This window comes from Escherichia sp. WS338, assembly GCF_046486405.1.
Taxonomy (GTDB): Bacteria; Pseudomonadota; Gammaproteobacteria; order Enterobacterales; family Enterobacteriaceae; genus Escherichia; species Escherichia coli.
The window spans coordinates 67,135-83,768 of the sequence record NZ_JBJQLL010000014.1; the positions used below are offsets into that span (position 1 = coordinate 67,135).

The following is a 16,634-nucleotide window of genomic DNA, read 5'->3' on the forward strand; positions in this document are numbered from 1 at the left end:
CTACGCAAGCTTAGGAAAGGTAGCAACTTTATCGCGCTGCTGGCTTTCCGCGCTTCGCGGAACTATCTGCTTTAGGTCGCTAATGAAGCACTCCTGCCAGTGGTTAATATCGTTTTTCACGATAACGTCCAGCATTTCTGCATGACGGGAAATACGTTCCGCCAGCGACATAGTCAATGCACGATCCAGCGCAGCTGCAACTTCGTCACGATCGTAGGGATTAACAATTAACGCCGACGTTAACTCGTTTGCTGCTCCCGCAAATTGCGAAAGAACAAGTACGCCCGGGTTGGCTGGGTCCTGAGCGGCAACATACTCTTTTGCCACCAGGTTCATCCCGTCACGCAGTGGCGTCACTAAGCCCACGTCAGAGTAGCGGAATATTTTCATCAGTAATTTACGGTCAAAATGCTGATTCAAATAATAAAGCGGCGTCCAGCCTAATTGCCCGTATTTACCATTAATTCGTCCAGCTTCATTTTCGAGCTGATGACGAATATCCTGATAGGCTTGCACATCACCACGCGACGTTGGTGCAATCTGGGTATAACGAATTTTACCATGATGCTGCGGATATTTTTCCAGCAACGCTTCATAGGCGAGAAAACGCTCCGGCAAACCTTTGGAATAATCCAGCCGTTCGACAGAAAAGATATTTTGTACGTTTTTCAGTTCCGCTTTAAGTTGCGCCAGTTTTGGCGGCAGTGGTCCGGCAGCCTGTTTCGCTATTTCTTTCGGTTCAATGCCGATCGGGTAAACTTCCGTTCGAAACGCTTTGCCGCAGGCCGTATGGCTTTTTGCGCTACGTGTCGTGACGCGGGTCAGGTTAGAAAGGCAATCCAGGAACGCCAGACGATCGTTCTCCGTCTGGAAACCCAGCAAATCATAATCACAAAGCTGTTCAAGCAAGGTGTCATATGTCGGCAGCGCGTTGAAGATTTCCGGCGTCGGGAAAGGAATATGCAGAAAGAAACCAATGCGATTATTCACTCCCCGTTTGCGTAATTCATGCGCAAAGGGCAACAGGTGATAATCGTGGATCCAGATAATGTCATCGTCTTGCAACAGCGGCAGTAATTTATCTGCCAGCAACGCATTTACGCGTAGATAGCCATCCCAGGCAGGACGCTGAAATTGCACCAGATCGAGCCGATAATGAAAAGCGGGCCAGAGAACGGCATTGGAGAATTTGTTGTAGTATTCGTCAAGGTCCTGTTCGCTGAGGTTAAAAGAGGCCCACGTAATGTTACCCTTTTTCACCTTTTTTAGCGGCTGATCCTCATTCCCTGTTTCACCGCTCCAGCCAAACCACAGTCCACCTGCGGCTTTCAGTGCCCCCAGTATGCCAACGGCAAGGCCACCGGCACTGGCGGCGTGCTCGTCTGGTGGTGCAATCCGGTTAGATACTACGACTAAACGACTCATAGTCATCACTCCTGTTATTTTCTCTTTTTTGTTGTAATGCGGTGGTTATCATTTCAAGCCAGCTCCAGACATCCGGCACGCCCGCCAGTCGCCATGATGCCTGAGTTGCGCCTGTGCCAATTTTTACTGACATTCCGCCCAGCCGGTTAACGACTGCGAAGCCAGATTCATCGGTTAAATCATCGCCCAGAAATACAGGCGTTCGCCCGATAAAGGGAGCTTCCTGCATAAAGGCAGCAATCGCCTCACCTTTACTGGTGCCTCGCGGTTTGATCTCGACAACACACTTTCCCTGCTGTAACGCCATTTGTGGCCAGATCTGAGTAATACGTTGCGCTAATGTCATTAATGCGTCTTCATGCTGCGGAGCCTGACGATAATGCAGCGCAAAGGCCATCCCTTTCGTCTCCAGCTCCGCACCGGGAAACTGGGCGATAGCCGTATGCAGTTGCACGCTAATATCACGCGCAATCGCATCCGGCAGATGAACGATATGCGTTTTACCATTGATGTCACGGCGCTCCGCCCCATGCACGCCCGCTAACGGGAAGCGATAAGGTTTTGCCAGTGCGTCAAGCTCCACCATTGAGCGCCCTGAAATCAATGCCAATGCACCATCACTTGCGGTTGCCAGTAGCTGAAGTCCTTGCAGAATAGTGTCAGGCACGACGACCTGATCGGGATGCGGTTTGATTTCCGCCAGCGTTCCATCGAGATCAAAAAACCAGGCATATTTCGCGGATAGTTCAGGGGTTTCGGTTAACGGTTCTGTCACCCGGTTCTCCTCCTTCTCTTTTCTTATTGTGTTGCGCAGAACGCGCTTTACAGACATGTAAGTATAGACAGTGTGACGGGGGTCGCCATTTGCAACGAAGAACAGCCAACCGTTGTGGCGGCTGGCTGTGGTGGGAAAAAACGCTAAATTGTTGTGGAAAAAAGCATCAGACAGTGCGTTTCGCTTTTTGCTTGTAACGGTCGAAAATCACCGCTGCCAGCAGGATTAAGCCGCGAACTACGTACTGTGCGAAAGGAGAAATATTAAGCAGGTTCATGGCGTTTTCCACGGTGCCTAAAATTAAGATACCCGCCACCACATATGAGATTTTTCCGATGCCGCCTTTCAGAGAAACGCCACCTAAAACGCAGGCGGAGATCACAATCAGCTCATAGCCAATCGACGTCATTGGCTGCCCACTGGTCATACGTGAAGCCAGAATAATTCCGGCTATCGCTGATACCAGGCCAGAGAGAACAAAGATAATAATTTTGGTGCGAACAACCGGTACACCCGCCAGACGCGCGGCCTCTTCGTTCCCGCCAATCGCCAGGGTATTACGCCCAAAGGTGGTTTTATTCAGCAGCAAGCCAAAGATGATCAGACACGCGACGGTGAGCCAGATTGGCGCAGGCAGACCGAACCAGTTGGCGTAACCAAGGGCAAAGAAGCTTTCATCTTCGATACCGACCGCTTTACCGTCTGAAATGATGTACGCCAGACCTCGAACAATCTGCATCGTTGCCAGTGTCGTGATCAGGGCATTTATTTTCAGTTTGGCAATAACAAAGCCATTGATCAGGCCACAGAGAACGCCCAGCAACAAACCCGCTGCCACGCCAATCCACAGGCTTTCAGTCAGGTTAATAACCACCGCCGTGGTGACACCCGCACAGGCAATTACGGAGGCGACAGAAAGGTCAAAGTCACCGGAAGCAAGGCAGAACAACATGCCACAAGCCACCATCCCCGACATGGAAATTGCCAGACCCAACCCTTTCATATTAATAAAGGTGGCAAAGTTCGGGACAAAAATGGCACAGGCGATAAAAAGGACCGCAAACACCACCAGCATGCCGTACTGATCCCAGATACGCCCTAAGCTGAATGACGACTTAGGTGCGCCAGAACCCGATGTAGAAACAGAAGACATCATACTCTCCTTACTCAGGCAACTGCCTGGCTGACTTTAGGCATCGCAAGGCTCAGTGCCTGACGCTCATCTGCCTGCTCGTGTAACAATTCACCGGCGATTTCGCCTTCCCGCATCACCACAATCCGGTCGGCAACGCCGAGGACTTCAGGTAAGTCGCTGGAGGCAAACAGCACCGCCACACCCTGCGCCGCCAGCGCATAAATTACGTTATATATTTCGTGCTTAGCACCAACATCAATGCCGCGCGTAGGTTCATCCAGCAAAATGACCTTCATCTCTTCCGATAACCAGCGGCCCAGAATGGCTTTTTGCTGATTTCCGCCTGAGAGATTCATGATCAGTTGATCAGCGCCCGGCGTTTTGATGTTGAGCGAACGAATGTGGTGATCGGCATTGTTTTCTTCCCAACCGTTGTTGATTACACAACCGCCGAGCACATGTGTACGTCTGGCACTGATGTTGATATTGTCGCGAACGGAGTGCACGGGAATAATGCCTTCCGCTTTGCGATCTTCCGGGCAGAGCATCATGCCTGCGGCAATGGCGTGGCTCGGTTTACGAATATCGATCGGCTGTTGGTCGATATAAACCTGACCGGCGGTGATTTGCGTCCCGCCAAACATGCCTTTCATTAATTCGCTACGCCCTGCCCCGACCAGACCAAACAGACCGACAATTTCACCACTGCGAACCGCCAGACTTATTGGCGTACGTACGCCTGGTGCTTTCACAGCATCAAGACGCAGCCGCTCCTCGCCATAACTACGCGGTTGCCAGCCGTAGATATCGCCGATGTCGCGCCCGACCATCGCCTGCACCAGGGCGTCGTGGTCAACCTGCTGCATATCGGTAAAGGTTTTGACATAACGTCCATCTTTAAAGACAGTGATGGCATCGCTGAGGGCAAATATTTCTTCCATACGGTGAGAAACGTATAAGATCACCCGCCCCTCTTTTCGCAGTTCACGAATAACGCGGAAAAGATTGTCGATTTCACGGGCAGAGAGGGAGCTGGTTGGCTCATCAAAGGCGATAATTTTGGCATTACGCGCCAGGGCTTTGGCAATTTCAACCATCTGCCACTGACCAATGGAGAGATATTTCAGCGGCGTGTCCGGGTCAATATCCATACCAAGATGTTTAAGTTGTAAACCCGCCTCATAATTCAGCAATGAGCGATTGACAATGCCGCCTTTATGCGGCAGCTGGCCGAGATAGATGTTTTCCGCGACGGTCATTTCCGGCACGAGATGCAGCTCCTGGTAAATAATCGCCACCCCCGCGTTAAGTGCTGCGGTCGTGTCGGAAAAGGACATTTCCTGCCCATTAATCACTACAGAACCCGTGGTTGGCGCATAGTTTCCGCTGAGGATTTTTAAGAGAGTTGATTTTCCTGCGCCATTTTCACCCATCAACGCATGAACCTGACCGGCATAGCAGTCAAAACTAATATCCGTCAGCGCCTTAACGCCGGGAAACGTTTTACCGATGCCGCGAAATGAGAGATACGGGGTAGACTGTTGCATAACGTCTCCGTGAATCACTGGTCGTTCACACCCCCTCTGCATCATGCAGAGGGGAATCTTTCCGGCAAATTACTTACCGCCTAAACCTTTTTTCTCCAGTTCTTCTTTAAAGTTGTCACGCGTGATCAGCACCACGTCGGTAACTTCGGTAAATTTTGGCGGTTCAACGTCTTTTGCTACCCAGTTGTAAAGCATTTCGCTGGACTTATAACCATGTACGTCCGGGCTTGGCAGCAGGGAACCGTAGAAGCCGGTTGCCTGTGCCTTAGACAGTTCGCTCACCGCATCCACACCGTTAATACCGATACCGATGATATCGGCCGCTTTAAAGCCCTGACCTTCCGTCGCGCGTACGCCGCCCAGCACGGTGCTGTCGTTCATACCGACGATCAGCCAATGTTTAACTTCCGGATGTTGAACCAGCATTGAGTTGGCAGCGTCAAATGCCCCCGGGATGTCGTTAGATTTGGTAGGTACCTGATAAATTTGTTTTTCCGGGAATCCTGCAGCTTTCAGTGCGTCCATAGAACCCGTTGTACGGCGGCGGGCGGTATCCAGTTCGTTGGCGGTAATCGCCATCACCGCGCTTTCTTTGACATCCCAGCCACGTTTCTGCATCTCTTTATACAGTTCCTGGCCCTGACGTTCGCCAATTTTGGTCGCAGCCATCATCACCAGCGGAACGGTATCCATTGGCTTACCTTTGGCGTTAACAAACTGGTCATCCACGGCAATGACTTTCATATCGTAGCCACGCGCTTTCGCCACGATGGCAGAGCCGAGTTTCGGGTCCGGAGTACAAATAACGAAACCTTTCGCGCCACTGGCAGCCAGGCTGTCGATAGCGTTCAATGTTTTTTCGCCATCCGGCACGGCAATCTTAATAACTTCAAACCCTAAATCTTTCCCGGCTTTATCGGCAAACTTCCATTCGGTCTGGAACCACGGCTCTTCCGGTTGCTTCACCAGGAAACCGAGCTTCAGGTTCTCCGCCATAGCGGATTGTGACATAACGGCTGCCAGACCAATGGCTGCCAGGGCTTTAGTAAATTTGTGCATGGTTCTCTCCAGCTTTAGTGTCGTTTTGTGTAGGGCAAAAACGAATGACATTCGTTAAATTAATCGGAAAACAAAGCATTACCTTTTAACTAAAAGATAAGTGACTGTGTTGACATAGTTTTAGCGAGAAATTAATTCTCCATAGGAGAGCAATATCACATCGCAGAATTACAGTGAGAACGTGCATAAATTTAGCGGGAAAAGACATAAGGAAAAGCGAATTTGTCAGACAAATTATCGAGTGCACAGCAGAATAATCCATAAGATTAGCCTGGAAGTCCTTGTTGTCTTTGGTACCCATGCGGGATGTCTTCTTTTTAACCAGTCAATAGGCCGCATTACCTGGCGTTGAGTTTTTGCAATGGTGTAATAACCACAACTCAAAGATGTGGAAAATGTGCGTCATTCATTTCGCCATTAATTATCACTGTGCTCATTAATTAACAGAACACGTATAATGAGAGCCATCTCGCAAAAATGAAAAAACGTTTTATAAAACCATCACTTCATCATGAATTCAAATTAATCGATTAATATCAACAAGATACAAAAAGCACTATCATTAAAATTCATTGCAGTTACATTGATTTCATCAATGAAATGTAAAAATATATAAACTTGATGATTTAAGCATTTTCTTATACCCGTTCAGACGTTATTCTTATTTCAGATCATCGTCAGAATTGACTCCACGATCACATTTCGGACCGGCAGAAAGGAATTATTCTGCAAACAGTAATTATGGTGTTTTGATTTATCTTGCACCTCTCCACTTCTGGATATAAGGATATTAGGTATGGCAACCGCTGGAATGCTTCTCAAACTCAACTCTCAAATGAACCGCGAGTTTTACGCATCCAATCTCTACCTTCACCTGAGTAACTGGTGTTCTGAACAGAGTCTGAACGGCACCGCCACTTTCCTTCGCGCCCAGGCACAGAGTAATGTGACCCAAATGATGCGCATGTTTAACTTTATGAAGAGTGTCGGCGCTACCCCCATCGTTAAAGCCATTGATGTTCCCGGTGAAAAACTGAACTCTCTGGAAGAACTGTTCCAAAAAACGATGGAAGAATACGAGCAACGTTCTAGTACGTTGGCACAGTTAGCCGATGAAGCGAAAGAACTGAATGATGATTCAACCGTCAATTTCCTGCGCGATCTGGAAAAAGAACAGCAGCATGATGGCCTGTTGCTGCAAACCATTCTTGATGAAGTGCGCAGTGCGAAACTTGCGGGTATGTGCCCTGTGCAGACCGACCAACATGTTCTGAATGTCGTGTCGCATCAGCTACATTGATCATCATCGGCGCTAATGCATTGCGCCGATGAAGTTTTTGAGAAACCGCTGCCTCATTTTTTTGAAGCAGCGGTTTTTTAATGGGATTCGCCCTGTGGGGTAAACTTGAGTTCAATCAACGCGATGGCTTTTTGGATTGCCCGCATGGTGACCGGGTCTGCGGCGGCGGGATGGTTAGTAAAGTCGATATTCTTTAGCTGGCTGGACATTTTTTCGCGAACTTCAACGGGTGCGATCACATCGAGAACATCCAGAATTTGTTTGATAACCAACTGGCAAGCAACCACATCAGAAACCAGTTCCTGATCGGCATTCAGCGGCTGGGACATCGTAAACTCCTGATAGCATTTTGAAAGCCGTTATAGTAGCGGCTTCACATCTTCAGCGATAGTCACATCCACCGTCATCAGGACACAAAAAAACCTGCCGGAGCAGGTTTTTTGTTATCGGAACATATTGCCTGGCGGTACGTCTTTGAACGTCTTGCAATAGTTATTGAACATACTTTTCAGGATTTTGCGCAGTTTCATCGCGGCACTCCGACCATTTGTTATACATGTGTTATTGTCTTTGCGCTTATAATATGACAACCATCACAAAAATCAATCTTTATGTGATGTAAATCACATAAATACCCCTTTAATGTTATAAAAATGATAATCAAAAAGCAGCTACCCCATTTCTGACACCTACAGATGGCGAGAAATAGCGCCTGCCAGGCGTCTTTTCCGGCCATTGTCGCAGCGCTGTAACGCGTAAAATAGTGCTTTCTTTTACTCTTCTGGCTGGACCATGAGACTTCTGATTCTGACTCTTTCATTAATAACGCTGGCGGGGTGTACGGTTACTCGCCAGGCCCATGTGAGCGAAGTTGACGCGGCAACAGGTATTGTACGGTTGGTTTATGACCAGGCTTTTTTGCAGCATGCCTATACCGATCGTTATGTCAGTCGCGGGATCGCCGATCGCGCATGCCAGCAGGAAGGCTATACCCACGCTATCCCCTTTGGTCAGCCAGTAGGCAACTGTAGCCTCTTTGCGGGTTCCTTATGTTTGAATACGGAATTCACTTTGTCATATCAGTGCCATCATTCCGCCTTCCCTGTCTTTCTCTAAATGTTTTAATCAGCGAGGGGGATCTTCGCTGATTAAATAAATAGCGGTAATGCGTTTTATTCCCATTCGTATTTTTAATAAATGAAGTTTATATTTTACCTTTTGCAAATAATAAAATAACAAATTATAGTGACGCCACAGCAACAAATATAACCTTTGTGGAGCACTATCATGCTGAAACCAGAAATGATTGAAAAACTTAATGAGCAGATGAACCTGGAACTGTACTCTTCACTGCTTTATCAGCAAATGAGCGCCTGGTGCAGCTATCATACCTTCGAAGGTGCTGCCGCGTTCCTGCGCCGTCACGCCCAGGAAGAGATGACGCATATGCAGCGTCTGTTTGATTATCTGACTGATACCGGCAACTTACCGCGTATTAATACCGTTGAATCTCCGTTTGCTGAATATTCCTCACTTGATGAATTATTCCAGGAAACCTATAAACACGAACAATTAATCACGCAAAAAATTAACGAACTGGCTCATGCTGCAATGACCAATCAGGACTACCCAACATTTAATTTCCTGCAATGGTATGTTTCTGAGCAGCATGAAGAAGAGAAACTGTTCAAATCGATTATTGATAAATTAAGTCTGGCAGGCAAAAGCGGCGAAGGTTTGTATTTTATCGACAAAGAACTCTCTACCCTCGACACACAAAACTAATGTTCTCCGGCGGCAGGTTTACTGCCGCCGTTTCAAATCAGTGACGGCAAATCTTACTCTGATCGGTCGAAAAACCTTCTTCCGAAGGTATAAATTTGCCTTTTGCTGCCAGAAACGCTACCAGCTCTCCCGCTGTCATCCCTTCTGCCGAGCAGGTGTGAAAACGTGCCTGTTCACCAAAACGCGCTTTAATTGCTGCTTCCAGACTGGCATGCGTATATTGCTCGCCTGATTCAATCATCATATTTAACACTTCATGACCGTGAATAGAGTCCATCGTTCCTCCTCAAAAAAAGCCTAGCGTAGCGATTGCCGCTTATGAAGACTTTGCGCCAGCGCAGAACTGAACGCTTTTTATTGTACATTTATATTTACACCATATGTAACGCCGGTTTGACGAATCAGCCGTTATGCCTTAACCTGCGCCGCAGATATCACTCATAAAGATCGTCAGGACAGAAGAAAGCGTGAAAAACAGAACTCTGGGAAGTGTTTTTATCGTGGCGGGAACCACAATTGGCGCAGGCATGCTGGCAATGCCGCTGGCTGCGGCAGGTGTTGGTTTTAGCGTCACGTTAATCTTGTTGATTGGGCTTTGGGCGTTGATGTGCTACACGGCGCTATTACTACTGGAGGTGTACCAGCATGTCCCGGCAGATACCGGTCTGGGCACGCTGGCAAAACGCTATCTGGGACGCTACGGTCAGTGGCTGACGGGCTTCAGTATGATGTTCTTAATGTATGCTCTGACTGCGGCATACATCAGCGGTGCCGGTGAATTGTTGGCCTCCAGCATCAGCGACTGGACAGGTATTTCAATGTCGGCAACCGCTGGCGTGCTGTTGTTCACTTTTGTTGCCGGTGGCGTGGTTTGTGTCGGGACATCGCTGGTCGATTTATTTAACCGTTTTCTGTTCAGCGCCAAAATTATTTTTCTGGTGGTGATGCTGGTATTGCTGCTACCGCATATTCACAAAGTGAATCTTTTAACCCTGCCGTTGCAACAGGGACTGGCACTGTCTGCAATCCCGGTGATTTTTACGTCGTTTGGTTTTCACGGTAGCGTGCCGAGTATTGTCAGCTATATGGATGGCAACATTCGTAAGCTACGCTGGGTGTTTATAATCGGTAGTGCGATCCCCCTGGTGGCATATATTTTCTGGCAGCTGGCGACCCTTGGCAGCATTGATTCAACAACCTTTATGGGATTGCTGGCTAATCATGCCGGATTAAACGGGCTGTTACAGGCGTTACGCGAAATGGTGGCCTCTCCGCATGTTGAGCTGGCAGTGCATTTATTTGCTGATTTAGCCCTCGCCACGTCCTTCCTCGGCGTAGCGTTAGGCTTATTTGATTATCTGGCAGATTTGTTTCAGCGTTCAAATACCGTTGGTGGAAGATTGCAAACTGGTGCAATTACCTTTCTGCCGCCGTTGGCGTTTGCACTGTTTTATCCACGAGGATTTGTGATGGCGCTGGGTTACGCCGGTGTGGCGCTGGCGGTACTGGCATTGATTATCCCTTCGCTGTTGACCTGGCAAAGCAGAAAGCACAATCCTCAGGCGGGTTACCGGGTCAAAGGTGGTCGTCCGGCGCTGGTGGTGGTGTTTCTCTGTGGTATTGCTGTGATTGGCGTGCAATTTTTGATTGCGGCAGGGTTGTTACCAGAAGTGGGGTGATTAGATCTTATTGGGTGCCAGAATTAACGCTGACACCCAATTTGACCTCTTAATGCAGGCAGCACTGCTTAAATTTCTTACCACTGCCGCACGGGCAAGGATCGTTACGACCCGGTTTCTCTTCTGCTTTGATCGGTTGCTGAACAGCTTTTTCCTGCGGATGCGCCATCCAGTATGCATGTAAATCAAGCGCCGCCAGTCGAATGGCATCTACGCTCTCTTCAAACGCTTCTGGCGACATCTTCTCAACCCGCTCGAAGTTTTCCTCAGTACCGTGCAGCGCAATCGCCCCCAGCGCTGGTTTTAACGAATCGGGCAACGTTGACCAGTCAGAAAGTGCCACGCCCCGCATATAGCCAAAGCACCACTCCTCAACAATCGTCAGCTCGCTGCCATCGACTTCTCGCAAGCCGAATAACGGCTCAAACTGCTCCGGGAATTCGTTCAGACGCTCTGCGGTATCGGCCATATGTTGAAAAGCCAGGTTCATAAAGCGCGTCATCTCTTTCTCTGACGCCCAGCGCGGCACATAGTCAGCCCCACCCCACACGGCAACCAGCCACTGTGCCGGTTCAATCTCTTGCGGAGAACTCAACACCGCCGTCAATAAACCGTCCAGCTCCGCCACATCAAGAATGGCGTGGTCAGTGTTGTATTTGGTCAGAATATCGTCCAGCCATTCCAACTCACTTTCGTTTAACGGTCCCGTTTTCATACGCTTTTCCTTGTGGATCTCAACTCGCCAGCACCTATCTTACATGCCGGTCCGTATCAGAGATACTTTTTGAGTGGCTTTGCCGGTGATTAAAAATTAAGGAGGGTGTAACGACAAGTTGCAGGCACAAAAAAACCACCCGAAGGTGGTTTCACGACACTGCTTATTGCTTTGATTTTATTCTTATCTTTCCCATGGTACCCGGAGCGGGACTTGAACCCGCACAGCGCGAACGCCGAGGGATTTTAAATCCCTTGTGTCTACCGATTCCACCATCCGGGCTCGGGAAGAAAGTGGAGGCGCGTTCCGGAGTCGAACCGGACTAGACGGATTTGCAATCCGCTACATAACCGCTTTGTTAACGCGCCAAATTCTTCAGGCCTTTCAGCCAGACATCCGCTTGACGCCGATGTCTTTTAAACTGGAGCGGGAAACGAGACTCGAACTCGCGACCCCGACCTTGGCAAGGTCGTGCTCTACCAACTGAGCTATTCCCGCATTCATCAAGCAATCAGTTAATCACTTGATTTTATTATCGTCTGGCAATCAGTGCCGCCGTTCGATGCGTTGCATTCTACTTACCTGGCGCGATGAGTCAACGATATTTTTCACCACTTTTGATCGTTTGCTGAAAATTGCGCCGAAACGATCACTGATCAAGCAAATCTGCACGCGCAGCGCTCAAATATTGCAACATTGACCACAGAGTCAGTACCGCAGCCACAAAGAAAAGTGCAATACCGGCGTACTCAACCCAAATGTTCGGACGCCACAGCAGCCAGGCCAGCGCCACCATCTGGGCAGTGGTTTTCACTTTCCCAATCCAGGAGACAGCCACGCTACTGCGTTTACCCAACTCCGCCATCCATTCGCGTAACGCAGAAATAATAATTTCACGGGCGATCATCGTTGCTGCCGGTAAGGTCACCCACCAGCTGTGATAATGCTCGGTTACCAGCACCATGGCGATAGCCACGAGAACTTTATCTGCTACAGGGTCAAGGAAAGCACCAAACCGGGTACTCTGGTTCCAGCGGCGTGCCAGAAAACCATCGAACCAGTCAGTCACCGCCGCGACGCAGAAAATGAGCGCGGCGGCAAACGGCGACCAGGTGACAGGCAGATAAAAGACCAATACAAAGAATGGGATAAGGATGACACGGAACAGTGTAAGCAACGTAGGGATATTAAATTGCATAATGACGGGTAACTATCTGTTGTCAGTAAGATTACCCCTATGTTGCTACAGAGACATCAATGTTTCAACGACCAGAAGATCTTTTCTGCCAGACCTTGCGAAATACCCGGCACTTTTGCAATTTCCTCGACGCTGGCGTTACGTAAACCTTGCAAACCGCCCATATATTTCAACAACATTTGCCGACGTTTTGGCCCGACGCCTTCAATGGTTTCCAGGGAACTGGTATTTTTGACCTTCGCCCGTTTTTTACGGTGCCCGCCAATCGCGTGATCGTGTGATTCATCGCGAATATGCTGGATAACATGCAGTGCGGGAGAATCTGGCGGCAAACTGAATCCCTCACCTTCCGGCTCAAAGAACAGCGTTTCCAGCCCAGCCTTACGATCTGCTCCTTTGGCAACGCCTAGTAGCAGCGGATGATTTTTATCCCATGAGACATCCAGTTCGGCGAAAACATTTTTCGCCTGCGCAAGTTGGCCTTTGCCGCCGTCGATAAGGATCACATCCGGGATCTTACTCTCGTCGATGGCTTTACCATAACGCCGACGCAGCACCTGATTCATCGCCGCATAATCATCGCCCGGCGTGATGCCAGTAATGTTATAGCGTCGATACTCCGCACGCAGCGGGCCGTTAGCATCAAACACCACACAGGAAGCGACGGTTTGTTCCCCCATGGTATGGCTGATGTCAAAGCATTCCATCCGCTTCACTTCCGGCAATTTCAACACGCTGGCAAGCGCGGTCAGTCGCTGGTGAACGGTAGATTGCTGCGAAAGTTTGCTGGTTAATGCCGTCGCCGCATTGGTGCGCGCGAGTTTCAGATAACGCGCCCGATCGCCGCGAGGTTTGGTTTGAACATTAATCTTGCGTCCCGCCAGTTCTGAAAGGGAATCGGCGAGCAGCGTTTTATCGCTAAGATTAAAATCGAGCAGGATCTCACCCGGTAAGGTGCGCATCTGGCTGCCTTGTAAATAGAACTGACCTACGAAGGTTTCCACCACCTCGCTCAGTTCCGTACCGCCAGGCACTTTCGGGAAATAGCTGCGGCTGCCGAGCACTTTACCCTGACGAATGAACAATACGTGGACACAAGCCATGCCCGCATCGAACGCCACACCAATAACGTCGAGGTCGTCGCCGGTATTGGACACAAACTGTTTTTCGGTGACGCGTCGCACCGCCTGAATTTGGTCGCGAATACGTGCCGCTTCTTCAAACTCCAGATTCTGGCTGGCAGTTTCCATACGACTAATGAGTTGCGTAAGCACCTGATCATCTTTGCCAGACAAAAACAGGCGCACATACTCGACCTGCTGAGCGTATTCTTCTTCACTCACCAGTCCTTCAACGCACGGTCCCAGACAGCGCCCTATCTGATATTGCAGACACGGACGCGAGCGATTGCGATAAACACTATTTTCGCACTGGCGAATGGGGAATATCTTTTGCAGTAGCGCCAGTGTTTCACGTACGGCATAGCCATTCGGGAACGGGCCGAAATATTCACCTTTAGCATGCTTCGCACCACGATGCATCGCCAGACGCGGATGGGTATCGCCACTCAGGAAGATAAAGGGATAAGATTTATCATCGCGTAGCAAAACGTTGTAACGCGGCTGATAGAGTTTGATGTAGTTGTGTTCCAGCAACAGCGCTTCGGTTTCTGTATGAGTAACCGTTACATCAATTTGCTGGATCTGGGCGACCAGCGCTTCGGTTTTGCGCGAAGCGAGGTTGCTACGGAAATAGCTGGAAAGCCGTTTTTTCAGGTCTTTCGCTTTGCCGACATAGATAACCGTACCACCAGCATCGTACATGCGATAAACGCCTGGCTGGCTGGTTACGGTTTTTAAAAACGCTTTTGCGTCAAACTGATCACTCACTGACTTGATAATGTCTCCGCATTACACAGACCATGGCGAATTGCCAGGTGAGTCAGCTCAACATCGCCATGAATGTTTAGTTTACTGAACATACGATAGCGGTAGCTGTTCACCGTTTTCGGACTGAGATTGAGCTGTTCTGAGATCTCATTGACCTTCTGGCCCTTGGTGATCATCAGCATAATCTGCAATTCACGTTCAGACAAACTGGCAAATGGGCTTTCTGTTTTTTCTGGTTCGATCTGGCTTAACGCCATTTGTTGAGCGATGTCAGAAGCAATGTAACGCTGCCCTGAATAGACAGAACGAATCGCACTCACGACTTCCTGCGGAGCCGCGCCTTTGCTGAGGTAGCCCGCAGCACCGGCCTGCATGACTTTCGCTGGTAAAGGGTTTTCTGTATGGACGGTAAGCATGATGATTTTGACATCAGCTGTGGAACGCGCGATTTTACGCGTCGCCTCAAGACCGCCAATGCCCGGCATACTCATGTCCATTAGCACCACGTCAACGGCATTTGTCCGGCACCACTTAACGGCGTCTTCACCGCACGATGCCTCACCGACGACTTTTATACCCTTTATATCTTCCAGAATGCGTCGTATCCCTGCGCGCACCAGTTCGTGGTCATCAACAAGTAGAACGTTGATCAAAGGAATATCTCCAGAAATAGGGATAACGCTACTGATAGTTAGTCATTCGTATATTAGCGGTTTTTATTGCAACTTTGAAACGTTAAAAATGGTGGGTATTCGATTTTTCTCTCGTTTTTGTCAATTCGATTGTCCACAGTTATGGTCACGCCCGTCACCAACGGCTTACCGGATCGTTTCACAGTAAGCCCTGCGACGAAATGTGACAAAAATTACCTTTATTCAGCAAAAATGAAAATCAGCCCGCTGAATATGTAACATTAATTAACCCGAACAATACGGGCAAAAAACATTCATGATAAAAATATTTATTGGTCATTATATTAACGCATTTAATAGCACCGTTGACGATACGCTCAAAAAACAACCACTGCTATTTTTAGCAAAGCTTATGGTATACTCCGCCGCCTTAACATTTTTCACCGCAAATTTTCATTGCAACATGACGAGGAAAATAAATGAGTACGCCTGATTTTTCTACTGCCGAGAATAATCAAGAACTGGCAAATGAAGTCTCCTGCCTGAAAGCGATGCTGACGCTGATGCTGCAGGCGATGGGACAAGCTGACGCGGGCCGCGTGATGTTAAAGATGGAAAAACAGCTTGCGCTGATCGAAGACGAAACCCAGGCTGCAGTATTTTCCAAAACGGTTAAGCAAATTAAACAAGCCTACCGTCAGTAATATAAAACCGGCTGATAGCGTGCCTTTCAGCCGGTTTTTGCATCTGGCACGCAGAAAGAAAAGAGATCAAATTAAGCCAGTAGCGGCCGCGTAACAGGCAACCTGGGTCTTATTCGGTGCATTGATTTTTTTCTGCATGTTTTTCTGATGGAAATTGACCGTATTCTCAGAGATTGACAAAATCATCGCTATCTCTGCTGATGTCTTCCCTTCCGCCGTCCATTTCAAAATTTCTTTTTCGCGCTTGCTGAAATTCATCTCTGGCGTCATCACTATTTCATCATTTAAACGCATCAGAGCCATCAGACTTTCGCGCACCAGTAACTGCATTTTTAATTGCAGTTCATCACTAAGAATGGGTATTTCGCGCGCGCTGCTACGGGAAAAGGACAAAAAGCCCAGCGCCCGGTTTGGCAGCATTAAATACTGAGTGACACCGCGGCGTAAACCATGTGCGCGCGCGGCTTCCCATAACGGCTGTGCTTCGCTGAATAAGTCATCATTCCACATTAAATGGCCCTGACTAAAGTTTTCAGGGTTCAGCACCGGATCAATTGCGAGAAAGTTTTTTGCCTGATAATAACTAACCCACGCCTCAGGGTAATTGGTGTAGAAAGCCACTTTAGGTCGCGTGAATGGTACCGGGTGGCGAACACATAACGAATAGTAATCGTACTCTAGCTGCTGAGCCTGAAGCTCTATTTCATGGTAGACCTCTTCTGCGGCCTCCATCCTCTGAAAACGCAACAGCATCGTGCGACGCCAGCTGAAAAAATCCGTATCCTGCATAG

20 protein-coding genes and 3 tRNA genes are annotated in these 16,634 nt (G+C 48.7%); 7 read left to right on the forward strand and 16 right to left on the reverse strand.

The genetic code is table 11. The annotated features are described in order from the left end of the window. The 5 genes from otsA to araF form a co-directional block, all read right to left on the reverse strand. Complete coding sequence (otsA, locus tag ACJHWT_RS14270; protein WP_001296148.1) at positions 1-1,425, reverse strand: alpha,alpha-trehalose-phosphate synthase; 1,425 nt, start codon at positions 1,423-1,425, stop codon at positions 1-3. Beyond that, on the reverse strand, positions 1,400-2,200 hold the full coding sequence (gene otsB / locus ACJHWT_RS14275) for a trehalose-phosphatase (protein ID WP_001317892.1): 801 nt from the start codon (positions 2,198-2,200) through the stop codon (positions 1,400-1,402). Before otsB ends, otsA begins: the two co-directional genes overlap by 26 nt. A 166-nt stretch (positions 2,201-2,366) precedes the next feature. Beyond that, entirely contained in the window at positions 2,367-3,353 is a 987-nt protein-coding gene (araH, locus tag ACJHWT_RS14280) for an arabinose ABC transporter permease AraH (protein ID WP_001317893.1), read from the reverse strand. Between the two features lie 14 nt (positions 3,354-3,367). Next, a complete protein-coding gene (araG, locus tag ACJHWT_RS14285) occupies positions 3,368-4,882 on the reverse strand; it encodes an arabinose ABC transporter ATP-binding protein AraG (protein ID WP_001187821.1) in 1,515 nt (504 codons plus the stop codon). A gap of 69 nt (positions 4,883-4,951) precedes the next feature. Continuing rightward, complete coding sequence (gene araF, locus ACJHWT_RS14290; protein ID WP_000548675.1) at positions 4,952-5,941, reverse strand: arabinose ABC transporter substrate-binding protein AraF; 990 nt, start codon at positions 5,939-5,941, stop codon at positions 4,952-4,954. A 796-nt stretch (positions 5,942-6,737) separates the two neighbouring features. Between araF and ACJHWT_RS14295 the strand changes: the two genes are divergently transcribed. After that, on the forward strand, positions 6,738-7,241 hold the full coding sequence (locus ACJHWT_RS14295) for a non-heme ferritin-like protein (protein WP_000179469.1): 504 nt from the start codon (positions 6,738-6,740) through the stop codon (positions 7,239-7,241). A gap of 77 nt (positions 7,242-7,318) precedes the next feature. On the opposite strand, the gene yecJ is transcribed toward ACJHWT_RS14295, so the two are convergent. Further along, a complete protein-coding gene (gene yecJ / locus ACJHWT_RS14300; RefSeq protein WP_000082127.1) occupies positions 7,319-7,570 on the reverse strand; it encodes a DUF2766 family protein YecJ in 252 nt (83 codons plus the stop codon). Positions 7,571-7,684: 114 nt separating this feature from the next. Then, positions 7,685-7,771, reverse strand: a complete 87-nt coding sequence (gene azuC, locus ACJHWT_RS14305; protein WP_010723106.1) for a stress response protein AzuC — start codon at positions 7,769-7,771, stop codon at positions 7,685-7,687. A 262-nt stretch (positions 7,772-8,033) separates the two neighbouring features. Between azuC and ACJHWT_RS14310 the strand changes: the two genes are divergently transcribed. After that, complete coding sequence (locus tag ACJHWT_RS14310) at positions 8,034-8,357, forward strand: YecR-like lipofamily protein (RefSeq protein ID WP_001237876.1); 324 nt, start codon at positions 8,034-8,036, stop codon at positions 8,355-8,357. A 171-nt stretch (positions 8,358-8,528) separates the two neighbouring features. Continuing rightward, on the forward strand, positions 8,529-9,026 hold the full coding sequence (ftnA, locus tag ACJHWT_RS14315; RefSeq protein ID WP_000917208.1) for a non-heme ferritin: 498 nt from the start codon (positions 8,529-8,531) through the stop codon (positions 9,024-9,026). 37 nt (positions 9,027-9,063) lie between these two features. On the opposite strand, the gene ACJHWT_RS14320 is transcribed toward ftnA, so the two are convergent. After that, positions 9,064-9,303 (reverse strand): YecH family metal-binding protein, encoded by a 240-nt coding sequence (locus ACJHWT_RS14320; protein ID WP_000377224.1) that lies wholly within the window; start codon positions 9,301-9,303, stop codon positions 9,064-9,066. A 190-nt stretch (positions 9,304-9,493) separates the two neighbouring features. Here ACJHWT_RS14320 and tyrP point away from each other — a divergent pair, with 190 nt between their 5' ends. Continuing rightward, a complete protein-coding gene (tyrP, locus tag ACJHWT_RS14325) occupies positions 9,494-10,705 on the forward strand; it encodes a tyrosine transporter TyrP (protein WP_000797555.1) in 1,212 nt (403 codons plus the stop codon). Between the two features lie 49 nt (positions 10,706-10,754). Here tyrP and yecA read toward each other — a convergent pair whose 3' ends face one another. From yecA to uvrY, 7 genes are all read right to left on the reverse strand, one after another. Continuing rightward, the gene (gene yecA / locus ACJHWT_RS14330) at positions 10,755-11,420 is read right to left on the reverse strand and encodes a UPF0149 family protein YecA (RefSeq protein WP_000847885.1); all 666 of its coding nucleotides are present in this window, start codon (positions 11,418-11,420) and stop codon (positions 10,755-10,757) included. 195 nt (positions 11,421-11,615) lie between these two features. After that, positions 11,616-11,702, reverse strand: a tRNA-Leu gene (locus ACJHWT_RS14335). 12 nt (positions 11,703-11,714) lie between these two features. Then, positions 11,715-11,788, reverse strand: a tRNA-Cys gene (locus ACJHWT_RS14340). Between the two features lie 54 nt (positions 11,789-11,842). Continuing rightward, a tRNA-Gly gene (locus tag ACJHWT_RS14345) sits at positions 11,843-11,918 on the reverse strand. A gap of 151 nt (positions 11,919-12,069) precedes the next feature. Next, positions 12,070-12,618: a CDP-diacylglycerol--glycerol-3-phosphate 3-phosphatidyltransferase gene (gene pgsA / locus ACJHWT_RS14350; RefSeq protein ID WP_001160187.1), complete on the reverse strand. Its 549-nt coding sequence runs from the start codon at positions 12,616-12,618 to the stop codon at positions 12,070-12,072. A 56-nt stretch (positions 12,619-12,674) separates the two neighbouring features. Next, the gene (uvrC, locus tag ACJHWT_RS14355) at positions 12,675-14,507 is read right to left on the reverse strand and encodes an excinuclease ABC subunit UvrC (protein WP_001283427.1); all 1,833 of its coding nucleotides are present in this window, start codon (positions 14,505-14,507) and stop codon (positions 12,675-12,677) included. Then, positions 14,504-15,160: a UvrY/SirA/GacA family response regulator transcription factor gene (gene uvrY, locus ACJHWT_RS14360; RefSeq protein WP_000611335.1), complete on the reverse strand. Its 657-nt coding sequence runs from the start codon at positions 15,158-15,160 to the stop codon at positions 14,504-14,506. Before uvrY ends, uvrC begins: the two co-directional genes overlap by 4 nt. A 141-nt stretch (positions 15,161-15,301) precedes the next feature. On the opposite strand from uvrY, the gene ACJHWT_RS14365 reads away from it, so the two are divergent. Genes ACJHWT_RS14365 through yecF form a run of 3 tightly spaced genes read left to right on the forward strand, consistent with a single transcriptional unit; the run spans position 15,302 to position 15,843 of the window. Further along, a complete protein-coding gene (locus ACJHWT_RS14365) occupies positions 15,302-15,418 on the forward strand; it encodes a hypothetical protein (RefSeq protein WP_001302039.1) in 117 nt (38 codons plus the stop codon). A 37-nt stretch (positions 15,419-15,455) separates the two neighbouring features. Next, positions 15,456-15,632 (forward strand): protein YecU, encoded by a 177-nt coding sequence (yecU, locus tag ACJHWT_RS14370; protein WP_000590344.1) that lies wholly within the window; start codon positions 15,456-15,458, stop codon positions 15,630-15,632. Next, entirely contained in the window at positions 15,619-15,843 is a 225-nt protein-coding gene (gene yecF / locus ACJHWT_RS14375) for a DUF2594 family protein YecF (protein WP_000106474.1), read from the forward strand. The genes yecU and yecF overlap by 14 nt, the downstream gene beginning before the upstream one ends. Before the next feature lie 66 nt (positions 15,844-15,909). Here yecF and sdiA read toward each other — a convergent pair whose 3' ends face one another. Further along, the gene (gene sdiA / locus ACJHWT_RS14380; protein ID WP_001154273.1) at positions 15,910-16,632 is read right to left on the reverse strand and encodes a transcriptional regulator SdiA; all 723 of its coding nucleotides are present in this window, start codon (positions 16,630-16,632) and stop codon (positions 15,910-15,912) included. Between the last annotated feature and the right edge of the window lie 2 nt (positions 16,633-16,634).